The organism is Bacillus sp. MYb209 (assembly GCF_002975175.1).
Taxonomy (GTDB): domain Bacteria; phylum Bacillota; class Bacilli; order Bacillales; family Bacillaceae_G; genus Bacillus_A.
In genome coordinates, this window is sequence record NZ_PCNZ01000024.1 from 23,200 (window position 1) to 41,595 (window position 18,396).

The following is an 18,396-nucleotide window of genomic DNA, read 5'->3' on the forward strand; positions in this document are numbered from 1 at the left end:
TGACAGTCATTGTTTTTTATTACGCACGATTCTCTTTTAACCACTTCGTAATAGCATCTAGTCTCGAAACATCAAAACGTCTTTCTTCATGAATGTTCAATCCCTTTACACTTTTCATAATTTCCAATTCATTGTTTCTTATACTTTGCGCTTCGATTAACTTGCAGTAGCCTTCTGCAACGTTATTTAAATTTTCATAATACCGCTGAAATGCTTTAGATATATGTATATGTTTTTCAAAGTTTCTTCTTTTTTTCGTTTGATCAGATTCTTTCCGTTTTCTAAGCTCTTCATCACCCGTGTAGAAATAAAAATATTGATCAGGAAAACCAATTTCCCTATTTATCATCTTTTCTTTATAAAAGTTTTCTATTAAGGATAATGGCTGATTAAATATATCAAAATGAAAACACCAATTATAACTAAGTGGCTGATATATATCCCCATCAAGTATTACTAATTCATGTTGCTTCGACTTCTGCACTGCTATATTCCAGCGCTCTACTTGCTTTTCAAAATACCATGTTCTATGTTCATTTTTTGGTCTTTCAAATAAAAAATTCACTTCAGGTATAATGAATGCTCCATAATTTTTTTCTAGTTCACGACATGTTGTACTTTTCCCAACAGCGCTCGCTCCTTCAAACGCTATAATCCCCATTGTTTCTCCCACTTTCATTAACTAATATCTCGTTGCTTCGCTTTTCTCCCCCATAACTGTTTCCATAAAACGATTGAAGCGATAGAAAGCATTATTGTTGTAATGATACTACCTTCAATTCCAAATGAGCCTCCATGAAGGATTTCCGATCCATTTGTTACAGGTTTGAAAAGAGGCGTTGAATATATCGTCATGCCACTAACTGCAAAACCATAGACGTTATATTGCGCCCAATTCCAAATTGAATGCCACGCGCATATCCCCCAAAGACTACTGTCTTTTAAAACGTAAAAAGCTGCAAATACACCAACTAATATTATATTCGAAATTGAAAGTATTGTAATGCCTGGATTAAGTAAATGAAGAAAACCAAATAAAAAGGACGTCACGGTAATCCCAATCCACATACGACTTCTAACAGAAAGAACTGGAAATAACCAACCTCGTACAACAATTTCTTCCGTTGCGCCTTGTATTAAAAAGGCAACTAAAGATCCCACAATACCAAATATGGTGGTTAGCGTAATATGTTGCATTTGGAGTTTTACATTCCCTGTTAATATGAGTACAATTACTGGTATTGAGATAAAGACAAATCCTATTAACGCACCTCTCAAATATCTTCTCATCCATTGATTTCTCCAAAAACCAATGGATGAAAATGACCTTTTCTCTACAAATCTAATCCATAAAAACACAAAAAATATAGCCCCACCAAACGTTAATATCATCTCAATATTACTATAAATCGCTTTTATAAATATCGTTTCTGCTTTCGGTAAAAACAGCATAAATAATATGAAAAATTCACCTAAAGTTAAAAATACAATTGCAAGTATAACAGCGAAAAAAGGATGAACTTTTCTTCTTCCTTTTTTTGCTGCTTCAATTATTTTAAATTGTTTATTTTGCAATATTCTATCCCCCTCCTAATTATTGTACTCACCAGTATTCTTAAAATATATATAGCCTTTCCTTTAAACTTATTTTTTAATATAAATGATCTTGGTTTAGAATAAATCCAGATTTGGAATAATATATAAATAAAAGAGATGTCTTTGTGCCTTTTACCAATTTCTCCTCATATTACTTATTGGTATTACCAGCACTTGCTATTTCCCACCATTTGTTGTAAGATAGTAATTAAGGTCAATTTAACACTATATTTTCTTTGCATATTATCAAGTATCAATCAGGAATGTTTTGTACTCCTTATGGATTTTTGATAATATGTGAACTTTTATTTTCAATCGAATAAGGCCGATCATATTGTAATCTTTTTAAATTTTAGGAGGCATTACCATGACATTAACAGGTAAAGTAAAATGGTTTAACAGCGAAAAAGGTTTCGGTTTCATCGAAGTTGCAGACGGTAGCGACGTATTCGTTCACTTCTCAGCTATCACTGGCGACGGCTTCAAATCTCTTGACGAAGGTCAAGAAGTTAGCTTCGAAGTTGAAGACGGTAACCGTGGACCTCAAGCTAAAAACGTTGTAAAGCTATAATTCAAACAATAAAAAGGTTGTTACCAGCTCGGTTAACAACCTTTTTAATATATAACTAAAAATTTTTACATAAAAGGAGTGGTTACATGTATCGCAATCGAAAGAACGATGTAGCAGAAGTACCACCAGAACAAACCCCTGTTTGGGAATGTGAATCAGAGGATTGTTTAGGATGGATGAGAAAGAACTTTTCATTTGAAGAAGAGCCTAAATGCCCTTTATGTAAAAGTAGTATGAAAAGCGGAGAACGTTTATTACCTAAAATAGGTTGATTTTTATAAGCCCCTCTTATTTAAAATAAGAGGGGCTTCTTATTAATAATGAATATCCTCTACATCTGTTCGTACAATAGAATACATTAATGCATCGTGTTGTTTATTTCCTTGATGAATGTATCCACGTAACAGCCCTTCTTGTTGAAAACCTAATTTAGATAACATATTACACGAAGTTATATTTTCAGGATATGTAATAGCTCCAATTCTAAATAAACCTAAATCTCGAAATCCATAAGTAATAATTTCTCGAGCAGCTTCAGAAGCATAACCATTCCCCCAATAACGAGGATGCAAATCATATCCAATCTCTGAGCGTTTACTCCAAAGTTGTAAATTATTTAATCCAATTGTTCCTACTAAAGTATTTGTGTCTTTTAATACAATCCCCCAACGCATTGCCTTTTTCTCAAAGTAATTTTTCGAAAAAGATTCAATCATACGTGAAGCTTGTCCAAACTCAGTAAAAGAATTCATACCGTAATAACACGTTACCTCATCCAATGAGAATATTTCATATATTTTTTGACAATAAGATTGTTCTATTTCAACTAAGCGCAAGCGTTCCGTTTCTAATATAGGAAATGCCATAACCATAGGATCACTCCTTTCTCTCTACTAATTTATTATAGCAGAAAAAGTATTTATAATTAGGAAAGTCCTCAATGTCCCACAAATCAAACATTTCTAGCGACTCTTTTCCTCATTTTCTATTTATATGCAACTAACGCCCAATGACATGGAGCTGTTTGTCTCCAGTTTACACTTGAAAACCCTGTTTCTCTTAGAAGAGTATCTAACTCATTAACGAAAGGATATGCTTCTGCGTTATCACATTTCTTCCCAATTCGTTCTCTCGCTTCATTTAATGCAAACTGAGATGCGAACATAATATCTAAGAGAAGAAACTTTCCCTCATTCTTCAAAATTCTATACGCCTCTTCACAAGCTTGCTTCCTTTTTGAAGGTAGCACCTCATGGAAACAGAAACTTGAAATAACTAAATCAAACGCTTCATTTTCTTGATTTGTATTAGTAAATGAACCTAGATTTAATTGCTATTTGGGATATTTCACTTTTCATTTTTCTAACATCCCTTCCTCCAGACACATCTACTCCTACTACATTCTCATTATTATCACTGCTCACTAATGAAGCAAATGTGCCTGTCCCTATTCCAATATCAATAATCTTTTTCCTCTTATTTAGCTGAATCATTTCCTTCGCTTCAATTAAACTATGATTCTAGCCATACAAAGGACCTGTTGCTTCTTGTAAATTTTCATCGTAAGTTTTGGCCCAATCGTTAAATAATTTTTGTGTCGCTTCAAGAGTACGTATCAATTACAACCCCTCCTGTTACTCTTTTCTCATCTTCACTTAAAAATATGTTTTATTCTTTTCATTTCTATCACTCCGCTCGTACTAAGCTATTTTATAATTTCGATACCATATCCACTTTTCCCTTCTAAAGCGACAACCTAATTCATACATTCATGTTAAAATATAGAAAATAAGATTTTTTCTTATGGAGGTGTAAAATTCCTATGTATATTTTCATCGGCTTATCCCTCTTGCTCATTTTACTCATTTTTTTATTCGCAAAAAAATTCACACCAAACTCATTTATGATGACAAATTTTAAAGGAAATAGCTTTAAGACATTTTCAATTGGTATTTTAATTGCTGCCACACTCTCTATTTCATATGGGATTTATCACGCAGTAACATATCAACCTAGTTATTTAGATATAAAATTACAAAATCAAAATTACACTGTTTTCGGTAATGTTGGCGAATTCGGTTATTTCTCAGAAGAATTACTAAAAAAAGATGCAGAAATCGAACTGTATTTTGTCTCTTGGGAAGCAATGCATTTAAAAAATCCAGAAATAATTATAGACTATCCTTCAGGCAAACAGGAAACATGGAAGCCTAATATAACATTAATTCCTACAAATAAATTAAAAGAAAAACATAGTATTAAAGAACTTTATCGGCTCTCACCGTATTCCTTTAAAGAATCTGGCAAAATTACATTAACAATTAATGAGAATAAAGAAACACATAAAAGTGTTTCAATTAATGTGAAATAAATACAAATAAAACGTCCCTCCATTTTACTGGAGGGACATTTTATTTACATATGTATTCAACATTATTATTTTGACTGTCCATGCAATGTAGCAATTATTTCATCGGCAGTATTCTTTCCGTTTCCAATACAAGCACCAATTCCTACACCGTAATATGAAGCACCAGCTAAGTATACATTAGGATAAAGCGAGGCCAATTTTTCTTGTAATGATTGAACAGCTTGATTATGTTCTAAATGATATTTCGGCATTAAATCTTTCCAATTTGTAACTTCAATTACTTCCGGTTCACCTTTAATTCCGAGGCTCTTTTCAATATCATATAAAGCAACTCGTACTAATTCTTCTTCACTATAATTTTTAATCGTTTCATATACTGGATTTGCGCTCTTATAAAACATTCTTACTAACAGCTTTTGTTTACTAGATGTGTGTTTCCACTTCCTGCTCGTCCATGTACAAGCATCACAATGTAAATCACTATTTTCCGTTACGATAAATCCTGTGCCGTCAGCCGGTAGTTGTTCATCTAGTATTTCAAATCCTAAGTAAATACTTATAAGAGACGAGTTTTTAAACTTATTAAATTGCTCATTTAACTCATTAGACTGTACTAAAGTTTGTGCGATATTATGCGGAGCTGCTAAAACGACATAATCCGCTTGTATTGCCTCATAATTCTCAAAAGATATCTCATATCGATCATCTTTTTTACTTACAGCTGTCGTTACAATACCTTTTTTTATTTCAGTTTCAGTCAATACCTCTCCTAAGCGATTAATAATCGCAGAAAGTCCACTTTTAAATGATACAAATTTCTTATTTCCTGCTGACTGAAATTGCTTTTTATTCTCTTCAAAACCTTTAATAATACTTCCATATTTATTTTTATAATCCAGTAAATATGGCAATGTAGATGCCATAGTAAGTTCATTTAATTTACCAGAATATACACCTGAAAGTACAGGAGCGATTTGTTTTTCAACTAATTCTTTTCCTAAGAAGCTTTCCAAAAATACAGCAAGTGATGTATCCTTTGTAAACTCTTTATTTTTCGTTATAAAATCTTTTAAAGCAACAATTTTCCCTTTCGTTGAGACTAGTGTACTGCTAAATAATGATTCAACACTCATAGGAATCCCAAATATAGTGTCAGAAGGAATTGGATGTAATATGTTATCAGTGTATATGTAAGAAATACCTGTTTCGTTATATACCATTTCATCTTCTAAATTTAAATCTTTTACAAGCGGCAAAACATGTTCATTACGAGCTACGATTGAATCTGCTCCTGATTCCATAATGAAATCCTTTTCTTCCACACTGTGGATCTTCCCACCTAAATACTCTTCTTTCTCTATCAGGATTAAATTTAAATCTATATTATAATCCTTCTTTAATTTTTCTAAATAAAACATAGTAGAAAGTCCGGTAATACCTCCACCGATGACAACGACTGTTTTCATATTTGCTGCGCTCCTAACCGATACAATTAATAATTCCTTTATTATTATAACCAAAAATCATCATACTCGACTAGCAGCTTGATCATTCTGTAAGAAATTAGACACTATATATGAATACATTTTAGGTTGATCGTTATGCACTAAATGACCTGCAAACGGAATAACAGCAATATGTATATTATTGTTTAATTGTTTAAAGGTTGTAGCAGCTGTAACTTCATCTTCTGAATCTCCTCCAACAATACACAGTGTAGGTACTTTAAGGTTAGCTACATCACTTGTTTCATGAAATGGGTACCACTCCTTAACTTGCCACGATTCAAGTAACCCTTTCCAGTCACTTTTTACATGAATTTGATTCATATAAGTTACAACTTCTTCATTTTCCATCAGCTGTTGATGGCACTTTGCCTCGTACTCCTGAGACTCTTCCCAATTATCTCGCTTAACCGGAAAGATACCTGAAATAGTTAATGTACTCACTTTATCTGGATATTTTTTTGCAAATAATAAAGCGACTAATCCCCAAAGTGAAACACCTGCCACATGACATCTATTTATTCGCAAATACACTAGCGTATCATTTAAATCCTTAGCAGAGCGGAGAAAATAATTATCTAATGTCCCCCCAGATTTCCCATGTCCTCTTAAGTCAGGACGAATTACTTGATGATTTTTTTCGCGAAAAAATTCTACCTGCTCTTCGAATTCTACTAAACCTGTCATACCACCAGAATGTAAAAATACAATTGGTTCCCCTTCGCCTGAAATATGTGTATGTAATATCATGTATCTCCCTCCTGTTAAACAGAATATTACGTTAATTACTAGTATATCGAATATATTTCCAAATTACCAAATAAAAAAGAACTATAACATTTTCAAATCATGTCATAGTTCTCTCTATTTTATAAACATAAACCAATTTATCAATTTGTCTATTTCTTGGCTAAGTGCTATTACTTTTTCATGTTGAAGTCCATAATTTGAGACTAGATTCAATAATTCTTCTTTTTTCAATTCAATTACTTTTTCTAACTTTACTAATTCCATGTCGTCTTTATTCGCTCCAATTTTAAAATATATGTATTTTAGTATAGCCTACTTACATAATAAGTAAAAGTCTCATACTAATGTAAAATCTTACATATTTAAAAAAACAATATACTACTAACAAAAAAAGAGACTTAAACTAAGTCCCTTCTTACAAATCATATTAATTCTCTACCATACTTACTATGCAATACTTCCTTACAATTATCCCATTTAGGAATCGTATCATGTTCCCAATTCGTATATTCTAATTCACTAGCTATATCCCTTGCAACTTTCATTGCCTTTAAATGATTACCATTGTTACGGTACGCTTTCATATACTCTTTATTCTCCCAAACCGTTAACGTCCAATATGTATGCCATCTTTCTTTTTGAGATGAAGAATGTATTAATCCATTTGCATTCTTAGATTGTAAAAATGCTCTCGTTGTATATACGAAAAAATTAGGTAACATTCTGATGCCTTTTAAACGCATTCTTGTAACAGAAACGAACATATTCTACATCCTCTCACGTAAAGAATAATTTTTTTACAGAAGAATTTCGTATTTCTATTAATATGTTACTAAAGCTTATGAATTTGTGCCATTTACTCTTAATTTAAATTTAGAATCTCTATCTTATTTTTGTTTTTTTCTTTTGTCAAATCTCTCATCTTCTTAAACATACAAAGTGAAAATCAAATGTGTATGCATTTATAGAAAGCTGTTTTATTATACACGCGAATCTTTACGTAATTGATACTTTCACTTAGTATGTATCCTTAAGCTACTTCCTTAGCTTAAAGAAGGTGTTAATACAAATAAGATGTGGTTCATTTCCTCACTCTTATTCAAAAATCTATGTTTCACGTTCGGTGGAATACGCACAACATCTCCTTTTTCTAAAAAATATTCATTCCCTTCCAATTCCACATACACTTCCCCTTTCATTACAACAGCAATTTCTTCTTTATCTTCGTGAGAATAATGACTTTCTGTTGTATTTGCACGTCCATTTAAATCCATCATTAGCATTTCAATACGAGCTTTCATAAAATCTGGTGTTAATACATCGTAAACAATATGATCATTATTTTCTCGATATACTTTTTTCCGATCTTTCTTCTTAGAAATAAGCGAGTCTGTATCAATATCATTAATAAAAAGAGTAAATAGCGGTACATTTAATGCTTTCGCTATTAATTCCAATACATTTAAAGAAGGATTGGCATGTCCTCTTTCAATTTGACTAATAAGTGAAGTACTAATTCCTGCATAATCAGCAAATTCACGAATTGTCATATTATTTTTCTTACGATAACTTAAAACAGTTTGACCTAGTCGATAATGAATCATTGTTACACCTTCCTTTCGTCCATCATAATACATCTTTCGTTCCTTTTGTGCTGACATACTAAACAGTGACAATTAATCCTTCCTTATTTCATCTTAGGCTTATATACTAACTTTTGTACATTATATTATATACAGTTCATTATAATAAACAACCAAACGGAGGGACAAACTTTGAAATCACCTATTCTTTCATATTTCATCTTATTTTTCGGTGTGTTCGCCTTATCTACTTCAGCAATCTTCGTAAAAATAGCAGATGCCCCTGCAGCAATCACTGCTTTTTATCGATTATTGTTTGCTACGGTAATTCTTTTACCGTTTCTAATATTTAATACAAACAATCGAAGCGAACTTCGCTCATTATCAAAAAAGCAATGGGGATTTGGACTCTTATCTGGATTATTTCTAGCAGCTCATTATGTCCTATGGTTTGAATCATTACAGTATACTTCTGTAGCAAGTTCTACAGTTATCGTAACGTTGCAACCTTTATTTTCAATGGTCGGTGGTTATTTTTTATTTAAGGAACGGTTTACGAAAGGTGCGATTATAGGCTGCCTTATTGCAATTTCAGGAAGTATCGTGATTGGGTGGCAAGATTTTCAAATTAGTGGCGAGGCTTTATACGGCGATATTTTAGCTTTTATTGCTGCTGGCGTCATAACAGCTTACTTTTTCATTAGTCAACATGTTCGTAAAGACCTATCCCTAATACCGTACTCGGTAATTAGTTATGGCAGTAGTTCACTCTTTCTCGGTATATTTGCTTACACACAGCAGTCATATTTCTTCAATTACACTGCACAAACATGGTGGTCCTTTATAGGTCTGGCATTCATTGCAACGATTTTAGGACAAACAATTTTCAATTGGTTATTAAAATGGATGAGTGCTACGGTTATCTCGATGAGTATTTTGGGAGAAACAATTGGAACTTGTATTCTAGCCTACTTCATTTTAGATGAAACAATTTCTTTACAACAAGGACTAGGAATTCTACTTATTTTCATTGGATTAGCACTATTTTTATTACACCCGAAACAATCAAATCACAATTTATAAACAAGAAAAGCATGACATTAGTTTGTCATGCTTTTCTTGTTTATTTATTATTGCGGAGATTGTTCCACCTGCTGAATTAAATTTTTATCGTTACGATTAAACCCCTCACCAAGAAACAATGCATGCTCTTTCATAATACGTAACCAAAATCTATTTTCAGTTATAGATCTTTCAATAAATAATTGTTCTGTTAATGATTCAGATGGAGCTGCTTTCAATTCCGGTGGCAACAGCATAGCCCGCTATGGGTCCATAATAAAATGTCCAGGAATAGGTTGGTCTGTCGACATTACAATCACTCCTTGTTCCTTGAATGCTCAATTATACTATGTATGAAAATACATAAAATTTAAATATACTTATGCGATGATTTTTTCAAGGTTTTTGAAATTTTCACATATACATTTCTCTATCTCATACTTTGGCGCAGGTTGATCTACACCTTTAATACGATGTTTATGTCCATTTTGTTCATTCCCCTTGCACATAGAAATAGATTCTATTAAGTCATATGCTTTCCGGATCAAGATGATTCCTAATGTTTCACCTACTAAACATTCCATTGGATAAAAAATTGCTCCTACCTTTTAATATAAAAAAAGCATGACGTAATTTCGCCATACTTTTTCTCATATTAAATCAATATTTCCGTTCATTTCATATCTCTATATATTATGTACAATAAAACCACTTGGTCTAAAACGACTCATCATGATTTCATTAATAAACTTTCCATGAGCCTTCAAATTACCTACCTTTACACCTTCTTCTACAAATCCGAATTTCTCATATAAAGCTTTCGCTCCGGGATTCGTTTCTAATACACCAAGTTCTACTCGCTCTAACATTAACCAATTGTCAGCAAGATCAAGCATTTTTGTAAGTAACGCTTTTCCAATTCCTTTATTGTGATATTCGCTATCTACTCCAATGAATAAATCTCCCGAGTGAGATCTACGTCCTGGACTTTGGGTTAAACCGATAAATCCAACAACTTCTCCATCAAATTCTGCAACAAATTCAAATTGATTGGGTGCTAAATTTCGAATTCTATTCTCCATCGCGTCTACACGCATACTAGGTAAGAAAACCATATAAGGTAAAACTTCATCTTGAATACATATACGATGAATTGCCCTAGCATCTTGTACTTCTACTGCTCTTACATTAATCTCCATCTTTCTCCCCTCCATTCAAATAATCATATAGATATTCTAATATGTTATGTAAAAATCCTTCCTGACCTCATTTAATTGTGTCATTTTCATACAATTATTTCGGTATAATAATAACTTTTCAACCTCAACACTCTATGCAAAAATCCAAGCGACTTGAATTTAACTATTCACCCGATTATATAATTCAAGTAGTTCCTCTACAGGAATATTATTTATTTTCATACCAGTTATATCACTATTTTGTATTTCAACATTTTTAAGAGAACATTAAAATAAAATGTTTAATATTTATTAATCGATTTAATACAATTAGACCTGCATAACATAAAAGCTCTAAATCGTGAACATTAATAAAAGTCCACGATTTAGAGCTTTTTTATATTTCATGTTGCTCATTCATTAAGCGCCTTCTGTACCATAATCTTCAATTGTTAATTTCACATTATATTTAATTGGCGTCTTACTAAACACTTTATCCCAATCCTTTTCAACTTTCTTCCATACTTTTGGATACTCGATTTTCAAACTAGTATTAAAGCCAGCAACATCAGTTTTATATTCCTTTTGAATTTTTTGTAATGTATGTTTCACTAATCGCTTCACTTCTTGTTGGGCAGATTGCTCCGCCCTTTTGAGAAATGTATTTTTAAAAGCTTCCTCTGACTCAGACCAGTTTTCGGATAACCGGCCCACAGACTGCACATTGACATCGAATGAGATTTTATCCCCTTTAACATGGGGCGTAATTTTACTTTTCATAGATTTCACTTCATACATAACCAATTTTTTCGTTTTTTTATCATAACTTTTCACCAACCCACTTTTCCCTTTTCCAGTTATCCACATTAACCCTTCCAATTCATTCTCGTTTAAAAAGCCACGAAGTTTTTTTGTACCCCCTTTAATGACAGCAGCACCTACATATTTCACTTCTCCGTTTATAGAAATCACATTTGGCAAAAGAAAACTCGCCCCAGATTTCACCTTTCCTGGTAGTTTTGCAAGTGGCATCGGCGGTAAAATTCGTGAGGATCTATATTGATTATCCTCGATATCAATCAAGCGAAATGCTGGAATTTCCCCAGGTTCTTTTGATTTTAACGCATCACTAGCTAGCCCTTTACTAACCATAATAAAGCAACTAGGTCTCATCTCATTATCACGAACGTAGATGTCCAATAACTGCGTTAAATTATATGTTCGGGCGATACTTTCACTTACAACTATTACTTTCGTATGATGAAAAATGATAGGCCTTTGCCTTCTCAATGCAACTTCACGTATTGATTGATGAAGAGAATCTCCTGTTTCTGCAACATTCATATAAGCTTTTTGTTGCGATACTCCACCTTTTCCTCCGTCTGATGATGATTGTGCTTTAACAAATTGATAGGTGGTTGTTATCAAATTCTTCTTTTTATATCCGCCGCCCTTTTCTTCAATTTCTTTCTCAATCTTTGTTTCTTTTTCTTTATCTATTGCTATACCTACAGCGAAACCTAACTCCTCAATTTCATGACTACTCCAGCATCCTGTAAGTAATAAGAGAAAAACTATTGACGTTATTCTTATAATAATTTTTCTACCTTTAACATTTTGGTTCATGCTTTTTTTTCCTCCCCTTCGAAATCATTAGGAGAAGAATCGGAAGAATACCAAATAATATTATCGCTGCGTTGCTAATCAAATTTCCAAATTCAAATACCTCATTTATGTTTTTCGGAATTGCGGCAACGATATATATTACTGGGAGTAATCCATACAAAAAGGAATGAATATTTTTATTAAAGAGCTGTGATAACCCTAAAGCAGCTGCATAATAACAGATTGTATATGTTGCAAAGATTTGCATAATCCATATCACTAATAGCAAAGATTCGAACCGTTCAAAAATTAAACCTTGAATTTCAAAACTTCTCATAAGATCTATTGTAGGCCATGTTCTCATCAATACCCCATCGATAGAAAACGCACCAATAACCATTACAACTGTAATGACATAAAAAAGTAACGGAATCATAGTGCCAATTATAACAACCCTTACAGCTTGAGATGGTTTCTTCATAAAGGCTAAAAGTAACAACATAATTTCTGCACCCGAATATGCCATAGTTGTTGTTTTTAGTCCTTTTAATGCCGGAACAATCCCAAGTCCTAATACAGGACGAAGATTATTGAGTTCAAATATTCCAATACTCATAAAAGATGTCACTAAGAAAATGAAAACTGTAATTGGAAAAATAATTTCAAATAAACGTGCTATCGCATTTATTCCGCCTAAATTTAAATATAGACTTATCCACATGAATGGCATAATAATAGCCCAGTCAGGCGTACCTTCTAGTAGAAAGAAACTTGTTATACCTTCCAACGTTCTAAGTTCAAATGACGAAAGTGTAAAAAAGTAACTGATAATCAATAAACTAATTAACACCCCAAGCCATTTCCCTACAAGTTCTTGGCTATATTGATAAAATGTTTTTTCAGGAAATTGTTGACTTAACTTCACGATAATTACACCCGCAACCATCGCAATTAATCCACCTAAAATAACAGTTATCCAAACATCAGGTGTATTCACTTTCTCAGCCGCGGTTCTAGGTAAAGTGAGAATTCCGATAGCAAGTATATAATTGATAAGAATAACAGCTGCTTGTGAAGTAGGAATTTTATCCTTTGAGTTCGTAATCATTCCTCTTCACTTCCTTTCCGTACATAGTCTTTTAAATTCAACATTTTCGGACGCCGCTTCATCATCTGAATTGGCATACGAACAATAAAATCCTTCCAATCAGTAAATTGATATAAGACAGCTGGGCTAGCATAAGGGACACCAAAACTTTTAAGCCTTGCAATATGACTGCATATAAAGAGGAAAAATAAAATAACTCCATATAACCCAAATATCGCAGCGAAAAACATAGCTACAAAGCGAAGAATACGTAATGGAATTGCTGTACTATAATGAGAAAGTGCAAAAGAAGAAATAGCTGTGGCCGCCACAACAATTACCATTATTGGACTCACAATTCCAGCTGATACAGCTGATTGCCCAATGATTAATCCTCCTACAATTCCCATCGCTGAACCAATAGGCTTAGGTAGTCGTAGCCCTGCTTCTCGTAAAATTTCAATTGCAATTTCCATAAATAATCCTTCTATAATTGCAGGAAACGGGACGCCTTCTCGCCCTCCTATAATTGAAATGGCTAACTTAGTTGGAATCAATCCAGGATGGAATGAAATAAATGAAATGTACAGAGCGGGAGCAAATAGAGAAATAATAGCTGTTCCAAAGCGCAATAGCCGAATCAGCGTACCTGGTATCCAACGTTCATAATAATCTTCGGGTGATTGCATCATCATACTAAATGTAACCGGAACAATTAATACAAAAGGTGTTCCATCCAATAGAATTGCAACCCTTCCTTCCATTAATGCAGCGATAACTTTATCAGGGCGTTCCGTACTCTGTACTTGCGGAAAAGGACTAAGATAATTGTCTTCAATTAGTTGTTCTACATAACCTGACTCTGGCACGTTATCAATATTAATTTTCTGAATTCTCTTCTTAACTTCTTCTACTAATTCCGAATCAGCAATCTCTTTCATAAAGGCAACAACCAACTCTTTCTTAGCCCGTTCTCCTACATGAAATTTCACTAATGATAATCCTTCATTTTCACCGTGTAAGCGCAACAAAGCAGTATTGTCCGACAAAACTTCTGTGAAACCTACCCGTGGACCTCTGACCGATCCTTCTGATACTGGCTCTTCAACATTACGTGTTTTTCCTTTTTTTGTATTAAGTATGAAAACATCTGATAATCCATCAATTAATAATGCCGTTGAACCATTCAACACTTTTGACATCATTTTTTGGACAGATTGCACCTCTTCCACTCCACTAATAGGAAGAACTCGGTTTTTAATAAACTCTTTTGAAACTCTTTCTTCCTTATAAGATGAATCATCTTTATACTCATCAAAAAAATTACACATTAATGATTTCAAAATGTGCGTATCAATAAGATCTTTATCTGACAGCCCTTCTACAAAAACAAGAACTGCCTGGATGTTAGTCCCGCCGATATTAAACTCTCGACAATACACGTCCGAATTATCAAGAGCTTCTTTTTTTATAACCTCTAAATCTAAGTTGAAATCACCTGTAAAATAGTCTTCAGAAACTTTGGTCGTGTTATTCTCATATGTATTGTCTTGTTCTTGGCTTTGATTAACTATTGAATCCTGCGCTTTCACCTTCATCACTCTTTCTCAAAAAAACTTCCTATACTACTCTTCTTTACATATCAATATTTATTCTCACTTAAATGCCCCGTATAGTTCGTTATATTATTCTTTTTCTAATGTGCGAATCCAACTAAAAAATCTTGAAATTATATATGGAATGAAAAGTACGATAAAGGCTTGTATAAAAACTTTCCACTCAGGTACATACAAAACAATCGTGTCCCACATTTTAATCATCCTATAACAATACATAATTTTAGAAATTCCTCACTCAATTGGAATTTCTTATGAATTATTATGTCTGATAAGAAAAATTTTAATGCACTTAAAACTTCATCATACATTTCATCTATTTTTTTCGTTGCATATTCAAAAAGATCATTCTATATCAGACCAACAAAAAAGAAGGTGGCCTAAAAATCAGTTTTACTGACTTTATCGGCAACCTTCTTTTATAAAGTATCTTCTTTTTGTAATTGCTTTTCTTCTTTCCAAAGTTTTCCTGGCCAAAAAGCGAAACGTCCTAATACAACTGTAATTGCTGGTACTAATAATGGTCTCACAATAAACGTATCTAGTAATACGCCGATTGCTGTCACAATACCGAATTGAACAAGAACTTGAATTGGTAACGTACCTAATACTGCAAATGTTCCTGCTAAAATTAAACCTGCGGATGTAATTACACTACCTGTTTGTATAACGCCATTTTTAACTGCTTCTAAATGATTTTGTTTCTTTTTATTCTTCCATATTTCAGAAACCATAAAGATATTATAATCCTCTCCTAAAGCAACTAAAAATACGAATGCGTATAATGGGATAGCGCCTTGTATTGCGGGAGCTCCCATACCAAAATGAAGCACAATCCATCCTGCTCCTACAGCTGAGAAGAATGATAAAACGACAGTTACAATTAAATAAATCATCGCAACGATAGAACGTAAGTACACGAGTAATAGTAAAGCAATGATACTAATCATAACCGGAATAATAACCGCTTCATCACGTTCCGTTATTTGTTTTGTATCATATAATGAAGCTGTTTCCCCGCCAATCCACAATTGATCCTCAGCATTACTAATCCCTGCGTCTTTCAATACCTTTTCTACACTACTTTTCAATTTAGGGATTTGATCTAATGCTTCAATTGAGTATGGATTTTCCGCTAAAGAGACTTCATACATTTGTAATTGATTATTTTCTTTTCCCTTCATTGGCTCTTTCACTTTATTAACAAAAGATAGTTTCTCTATTTCTTGTTTAATAGGTACATCTTTTCCTTTAGAATCAACCACAACCTTTACTGGTGCCAATTCTCCAACTGAAAAATGATCAGTAATTAATGTAAATCCTTCACGTGATGGCATATCTTTCGGGAATGATTCTAATAAATCGTATGTGTATTGAATACGTGGTACAAATGAAGCCAATCCCCCTAATAAAAATACAGTTAGCATAATAATTGTCCATGGTTTACGTACAACAATATCACCAATCTTTTTACTAAAGGCCCCCTTTGTAGTTTTTACTTTTAAAACTTTCTTTTTCGCAAACTCTTCATTCATTGCAGTTGTTCTCGGTATGAACGGGAAGAATGCAACTCTACCGAAAATTAATAATAATGCCGGAAGAATTGTTAATGCAGCGATTCCCATTATAAAAACAGCAACACTAAATGGTACTGCAAATCGATGAAAGGCTCCATAATGTGCAAGTAATAATGTTCCTAATCCTAATACTACAGTTAGTGCACTCATTATAATTGCTCCGCCTGATGCTTTTATCGCAAGTTGCAACGCTTTATATTTACTTTCTTCTTCTAGTAAATACTCCCTATATCTTGAAATTAAAAATAGACAGTAATCCGTTCCTGCTCCAAACAGTAAGACTGTCATAATCGATATAGCCTGTGCATCTACTTTAATCCATCCATTGTCTGCTAAAAAGCCCAGTGTCGGACTGATAATTCCATATGCAAAGCCAACAACAAGTAATGGTAAAATTGCTAAAATTGGTGAGCGATACAGTAAAATTAATAAAACTAATACGAGTAGTACAGTAGCAACTAATAATTTCACATCAGCTTGACTGAATAAACTTACCGCATCCGTTTGAATACCTACAGGTCCAGATAATCGAACATGTAAACCAGAATCGGTAATTTTTTGTTTAAATGGATCTTCATCCACTTTACTATTCACTATTTTTCGTAACTCTTCTAAATTACCTTTTAATATATCCGTTCCAGCAGATTTATTAAAAAATATTGGTGTAACAAATGATGTACCATCTTTTGATGCACTTTTTAATAATACTTGCTCTGGAATTGTATCAAATGGTGGTAATGTTGATTGTTCTTTTAAAGGACTAGCCTTTAATTCTTTATAAACGTCTTGTATGAGTTTATAGTCTTTTGACTGTAATCCACCCTCTCGATGCCATACTACTAACAACGGATTTCCTGCATTATTAGGAAACTCTTTTTTCATAAGTTCTTCCGCTTGCTGTGACATTGCTGTTTCAGGTAAATTTTTCGGATTCGGTTCTTTCGTACTATTTACTTGTGGTAACGTAAATGAAAGTACTAATGTAATAAGAATCCATACCGCTAATGTTATCCATTGCGTATTCTTCCCTGCTACAAGCTTCCCTAACATATGTAACGGGTGCTTTTTCATAAAAACCCACCTTCCTTTTTCCCTCCAATATTAATTATATATACTGGTCAGTTAATTAATCAAGAATGATTAAAAATTATGTTATAATTATCTCAATACTAAATGTCAGGAGCGAATGTATTTGGAACAAAAACAACGTCCTCTCGGAAGGCCTCGTCAAAATAAAAATACAAAGTCTACAAAAGCAACCATTTTAGAAGTTGCAACTAGGTTATTTCTCACTCAAAATTATCAAGTTGTTTCAATGGATGAGGTCGCGAAAGAATGTGGTGTTACAAAAGCAACCGTCTACTATTACTATTCAACAAAAGCTGATTTATTTACCGCTACTATGATCCAAATGATGGTGCGTATAAGAGAAAATATGGATCAAATTCTCTCTACAAATAAGACTTTGGAAGAAAGATTATTGGACTTTGCTACAGTATACTTACACGCAACGACGGACATTGATATGAAGAACTTTATGAAAGATGCAAAGCTATCCTTATCTGAAGAGCAATTAAAGGAATTAAAAAATGCCGAAGATAACATGTATGAGGTATTGGAAAAATCAATTGATAATGCGATGCATATTGAAGAAATACCTAAAGGGAATCCAAAATTAGCTGCACATGCTTTCGTAGCTTTATTATCCATTGGGAATTTTAAGGATGAGAATCACAATCCTATTCTTGCAAATATAGATGAATTAGCAAAAGAAATTGTTTCATTTTATTGGAATGGGCTGAGTAATTAACAGATGACTCTAAACTGAATTTACTATTTATAATAAGTAGTGCCTACATATTTTTTCTTTACTCTTCAAAAAACAAAGCAATCAG

The 18,396-nt window shown here is 33.0% G+C and carries 21 protein-coding genes and 2 pseudogenes; 5 read left to right on the forward strand and 18 right to left on the reverse strand.

Annotated elements, in window-relative coordinates; all coding sequences use genetic code 11:
- Nucleotides 1-19: 19 nt before the first annotated feature.
- Complete coding sequence (locus CQZ94_RS24160; RefSeq protein ID WP_105587432.1) at nt 20-679, reverse strand: nucleoside/nucleotide kinase family protein; 660 nt, start codon at nt 677-679, stop codon at nt 20-22.
- Nucleotides 679-1,575 carry a CPBP family intramembrane glutamic endopeptidase gene (locus CQZ94_RS24165; protein WP_105587434.1) on the reverse strand — a complete coding sequence of 299 codons (897 nt, stop codon included), beginning with the start codon at nt 1,573-1,575 and terminating at the stop codon, nt 679-681. Before CQZ94_RS24165 ends, CQZ94_RS24160 begins: the two co-directional genes overlap by 1 nt.
- Nucleotides 1,576-1,963: 388 nt before the next feature.
- Here CQZ94_RS24165 and cspD point away from each other — a divergent pair, with 388 nt between their 5' ends.
- Both cspD and CQZ94_RS24175 read left to right on the forward strand, forming a co-directional pair.
- Nucleotides 1,964-2,167, forward strand: coding sequence for a cold-shock protein CspD (cspD, locus tag CQZ94_RS24170; RefSeq protein WP_002012849.1), 204 nt, complete (start codon nt 1,964-1,966; stop codon nt 2,165-2,167).
- A gap of 86 nt (nt 2,168-2,253) precedes the next feature.
- Nucleotides 2,254-2,439 carry a cold-shock protein gene (locus CQZ94_RS24175; protein ID WP_000286202.1) on the forward strand — a complete coding sequence of 62 codons (186 nt, stop codon included), beginning with the start codon at nt 2,254-2,256 and terminating at the stop codon, nt 2,437-2,439.
- 42 nt (nt 2,440-2,481) lie between these two features.
- On the opposite strand, the gene CQZ94_RS24180 is transcribed toward CQZ94_RS24175, so the two are convergent.
- The 3 genes from CQZ94_RS24180 to CQZ94_RS31910 form a co-directional block, all read right to left on the reverse strand.
- On the reverse strand, nt 2,482-3,033 hold the full coding sequence (locus CQZ94_RS24180; protein ID WP_033710605.1) for a GNAT family N-acetyltransferase: 552 nt from the start codon (nt 3,031-3,033) through the stop codon (nt 2,482-2,484).
- Nucleotides 3,034-3,152: 119 nt separating this feature from the next.
- Nucleotides 3,153-3,368, reverse strand: a complete 216-nt coding sequence (locus tag CQZ94_RS31905; protein ID WP_258166039.1) for an SAM-dependent methyltransferase — start codon at nt 3,366-3,368, stop codon at nt 3,153-3,155.
- A 106-nt stretch (nt 3,369-3,474) separates the two neighbouring features.
- Nucleotides 3,475-3,660 (reverse strand): class I SAM-dependent methyltransferase, encoded by a 186-nt coding sequence (locus CQZ94_RS31910; protein ID WP_258166040.1) that lies wholly within the window; start codon nt 3,658-3,660, stop codon nt 3,475-3,477.
- A 329-nt stretch (nt 3,661-3,989) separates the two neighbouring features.
- On the opposite strand from CQZ94_RS31910, the gene CQZ94_RS24190 reads away from it, so the two are divergent.
- The gene (locus CQZ94_RS24190) at nt 3,990-4,538 is read left to right on the forward strand and encodes a hypothetical protein (RefSeq protein ID WP_105587435.1); all 549 of its coding nucleotides are present in this window, start codon (nt 3,990-3,992) and stop codon (nt 4,536-4,538) included.
- Between the two features lie 65 nt (nt 4,539-4,603).
- On the opposite strand, the gene CQZ94_RS24195 is transcribed toward CQZ94_RS24190, so the two are convergent.
- The 5 genes from CQZ94_RS24195 to CQZ94_RS24215 form a co-directional block, all read right to left on the reverse strand.
- The gene (locus CQZ94_RS24195) at nt 4,604-6,004 is read right to left on the reverse strand and encodes a protoporphyrinogen oxidase (RefSeq protein ID WP_105587437.1); all 1,401 of its coding nucleotides are present in this window, start codon (nt 6,002-6,004) and stop codon (nt 4,604-4,606) included.
- Between the two features lie 60 nt (nt 6,005-6,064).
- Nucleotides 6,065-6,793, reverse strand: coding sequence for an alpha/beta fold hydrolase (locus CQZ94_RS24200; RefSeq protein ID WP_105587439.1), 729 nt, complete (start codon nt 6,791-6,793; stop codon nt 6,065-6,067).
- Nucleotides 6,794-6,907: 114 nt separating this feature from the next.
- Nucleotides 6,908-7,057, reverse strand: coding sequence for an aspartyl-phosphate phosphatase Spo0E family protein (locus CQZ94_RS24205; RefSeq protein WP_105587440.1), 150 nt, complete (start codon nt 7,055-7,057; stop codon nt 6,908-6,910).
- Nucleotides 7,058-7,215: 158 nt separating this feature from the next.
- The gene (locus CQZ94_RS24210) at nt 7,216-7,557 is read right to left on the reverse strand and encodes a hypothetical protein (RefSeq protein ID WP_105587442.1); all 342 of its coding nucleotides are present in this window, start codon (nt 7,555-7,557) and stop codon (nt 7,216-7,218) included.
- Nucleotides 7,558-7,836: 279 nt separating this feature from the next.
- Nucleotides 7,837-8,454, reverse strand: a complete 618-nt coding sequence (locus CQZ94_RS24215) for a helix-turn-helix domain-containing protein (protein WP_181149540.1) — start codon at nt 8,452-8,454, stop codon at nt 7,837-7,839.
- 114 nt (nt 8,455-8,568) lie between these two features.
- On the opposite strand from CQZ94_RS24215, the gene CQZ94_RS24220 reads away from it, so the two are divergent.
- Nucleotides 8,569-9,459, forward strand: a complete 891-nt coding sequence (locus CQZ94_RS24220; RefSeq protein ID WP_105587445.1) for a DMT family transporter — start codon at nt 8,569-8,571, stop codon at nt 9,457-9,459.
- Between the two features lie 59 nt (nt 9,460-9,518).
- Here the strand turns inward: CQZ94_RS24220 and CQZ94_RS24225 are convergent.
- From CQZ94_RS24225 to CQZ94_RS24255, 8 genes and pseudogenes are all read right to left on the reverse strand, one after another.
- Nucleotides 9,519-9,695, reverse strand: a pseudogene (locus CQZ94_RS24225) (DUF2935 domain-containing protein); the annotation flags it as partial.
- A gap of 123 nt (nt 9,696-9,818) precedes the next feature.
- On the reverse strand, nt 9,819-10,022 hold the full coding sequence (locus CQZ94_RS31335) for a hypothetical protein (protein WP_181149541.1): 204 nt from the start codon (nt 10,020-10,022) through the stop codon (nt 9,819-9,821).
- A gap of 102 nt (nt 10,023-10,124) precedes the next feature.
- Complete coding sequence (locus CQZ94_RS24230; protein ID WP_105587447.1) at nt 10,125-10,637, reverse strand: GNAT family N-acetyltransferase; 513 nt, start codon at nt 10,635-10,637, stop codon at nt 10,125-10,127.
- 159 nt (nt 10,638-10,796) lie between these two features.
- Nucleotides 10,797-10,901, reverse strand: a pseudogene (locus tag CQZ94_RS24235) (GNAT family N-acetyltransferase); the annotation flags it as partial.
- Between the two features lie 135 nt (nt 10,902-11,036).
- The gene (locus tag CQZ94_RS24240) at nt 11,037-12,242 is read right to left on the reverse strand and encodes a Ger(x)C family spore germination protein (RefSeq protein WP_105587449.1); all 1,206 of its coding nucleotides are present in this window, start codon (nt 12,240-12,242) and stop codon (nt 11,037-11,039) included.
- Nucleotides 12,226-13,329: a spore germination protein gene (locus CQZ94_RS24245; protein WP_105587451.1), complete on the reverse strand. Its 1,104-nt coding sequence runs from the start codon at nt 13,327-13,329 to the stop codon at nt 12,226-12,228. The genes CQZ94_RS24240 and CQZ94_RS24245 overlap by 17 nt, the downstream gene beginning before the upstream one ends.
- Nucleotides 13,326-14,906 (reverse strand): spore germination protein, encoded by a 1,581-nt coding sequence (locus tag CQZ94_RS24250; RefSeq protein ID WP_105587452.1) that lies wholly within the window; start codon nt 14,904-14,906, stop codon nt 13,326-13,328. Before CQZ94_RS24250 ends, CQZ94_RS24245 begins: the two co-directional genes overlap by 4 nt.
- Nucleotides 14,907-15,343: 437 nt before the next feature.
- Complete coding sequence (locus CQZ94_RS24255) at nt 15,344-17,572, reverse strand: MMPL family transporter (RefSeq protein WP_105587454.1); 2,229 nt, start codon at nt 17,570-17,572, stop codon at nt 15,344-15,346.
- Nucleotides 17,573-17,693: 121 nt separating this feature from the next.
- Between CQZ94_RS24255 and CQZ94_RS24260 the strand changes: the two genes are divergently transcribed.
- Nucleotides 17,694-18,311, forward strand: coding sequence for a TetR/AcrR family transcriptional regulator (locus tag CQZ94_RS24260; protein WP_142395927.1), 618 nt, complete (start codon nt 17,694-17,696; stop codon nt 18,309-18,311).
- Nucleotides 18,312-18,396 lie beyond the last annotated feature (85 nt).

Bases quoted from the DNA above. Each gene is read 5' to 3' on its own strand.
- CQZ94_RS24205 (WP_105587440.1), bottom strand. From the start codon at position 7,057: ATGGAATTAGTAAAGTTAGAAAAAGTAATTGAATTGAAAAAAGAAGAA.
- CQZ94_RS31910 (WP_258166040.1), bottom strand. From the start codon at position 3,660: ATGATTCAGCTAAATAAGAGGAAAAAGATTATTGATATTGGAATAGGG.
- CQZ94_RS24230 (WP_105587447.1), bottom strand. From the start codon at position 10,637: ATGGAGATTAATGTAAGAGCAGTAGAAGTACAAGATGCTAGGGCAATT.
- CQZ94_RS24175 (WP_000286202.1), top strand. From the start codon at position 2,254: ATGTATCGCAATCGAAAGAACGATGTAGCAGAAGTACCACCAGAACAA.
- CQZ94_RS24250 (WP_105587452.1), bottom strand. From the start codon at position 14,906: ATGAAGGTGAAAGCGCAGGATTCAATAGTTAATCAAAGCCAAGAACAA.
- CQZ94_RS24160 (WP_105587432.1), bottom strand. From the start codon at position 679: ATGAAAGTGGGAGAAACAATGGGGATTATAGCGTTTGAAGGAGCGAGC.
- CQZ94_RS24240 (WP_105587449.1), bottom strand. From the start codon at position 12,242: ATGAACCAAAATGTTAAAGGTAGAAAAATTATTATAAGAATAACGTCA.
- CQZ94_RS24255 (WP_105587454.1), bottom strand. From the start codon at position 17,572: ATGAAAAAGCACCCGTTACATATGTTAGGGAAGCTTGTAGCAGGGAAG.
- CQZ94_RS24215 (WP_181149540.1), bottom strand. From the start codon at position 8,454: ATGTCAGCACAAAAGGAACGAAAGATGTATTATGATGGACGAAAGGAA.
- cspD (WP_002012849.1), top strand. From the start codon at position 1,964: ATGACATTAACAGGTAAAGTAAAATGGTTTAACAGCGAAAAAGGTTTC.
- CQZ94_RS24195 (WP_105587437.1), bottom strand. From the start codon at position 6,004: ATGAAAACAGTCGTTGTCATCGGTGGAGGTATTACCGGACTTTCTACT.
- CQZ94_RS24245 (WP_105587451.1), bottom strand. From the start codon at position 13,329: ATGATTACGAACTCAAAGGATAAAATTCCTACTTCACAAGCAGCTGTT.
- CQZ94_RS31335 (WP_181149541.1), bottom strand. From the start codon at position 10,022: ATGGAATGTTTAGTAGGTGAAACATTAGGAATCATCTTGATCCGGAAA.
- CQZ94_RS24210 (WP_105587442.1), bottom strand. From the start codon at position 7,557: ATGTTCGTTTCTGTTACAAGAATGCGTTTAAAAGGCATCAGAATGTTA.
- CQZ94_RS24190 (WP_105587435.1), top strand. From the start codon at position 3,990: ATGTATATTTTCATCGGCTTATCCCTCTTGCTCATTTTACTCATTTTT.
- CQZ94_RS24180 (WP_033710605.1), bottom strand. From the start codon at position 3,033: ATGGCATTTCCTATATTAGAAACGGAACGCTTGCGCTTAGTTGAAATA.
- CQZ94_RS24200 (WP_105587439.1), bottom strand. From the start codon at position 6,793: ATGATATTACATACACATATTTCAGGCGAAGGGGAACCAATTGTATTT.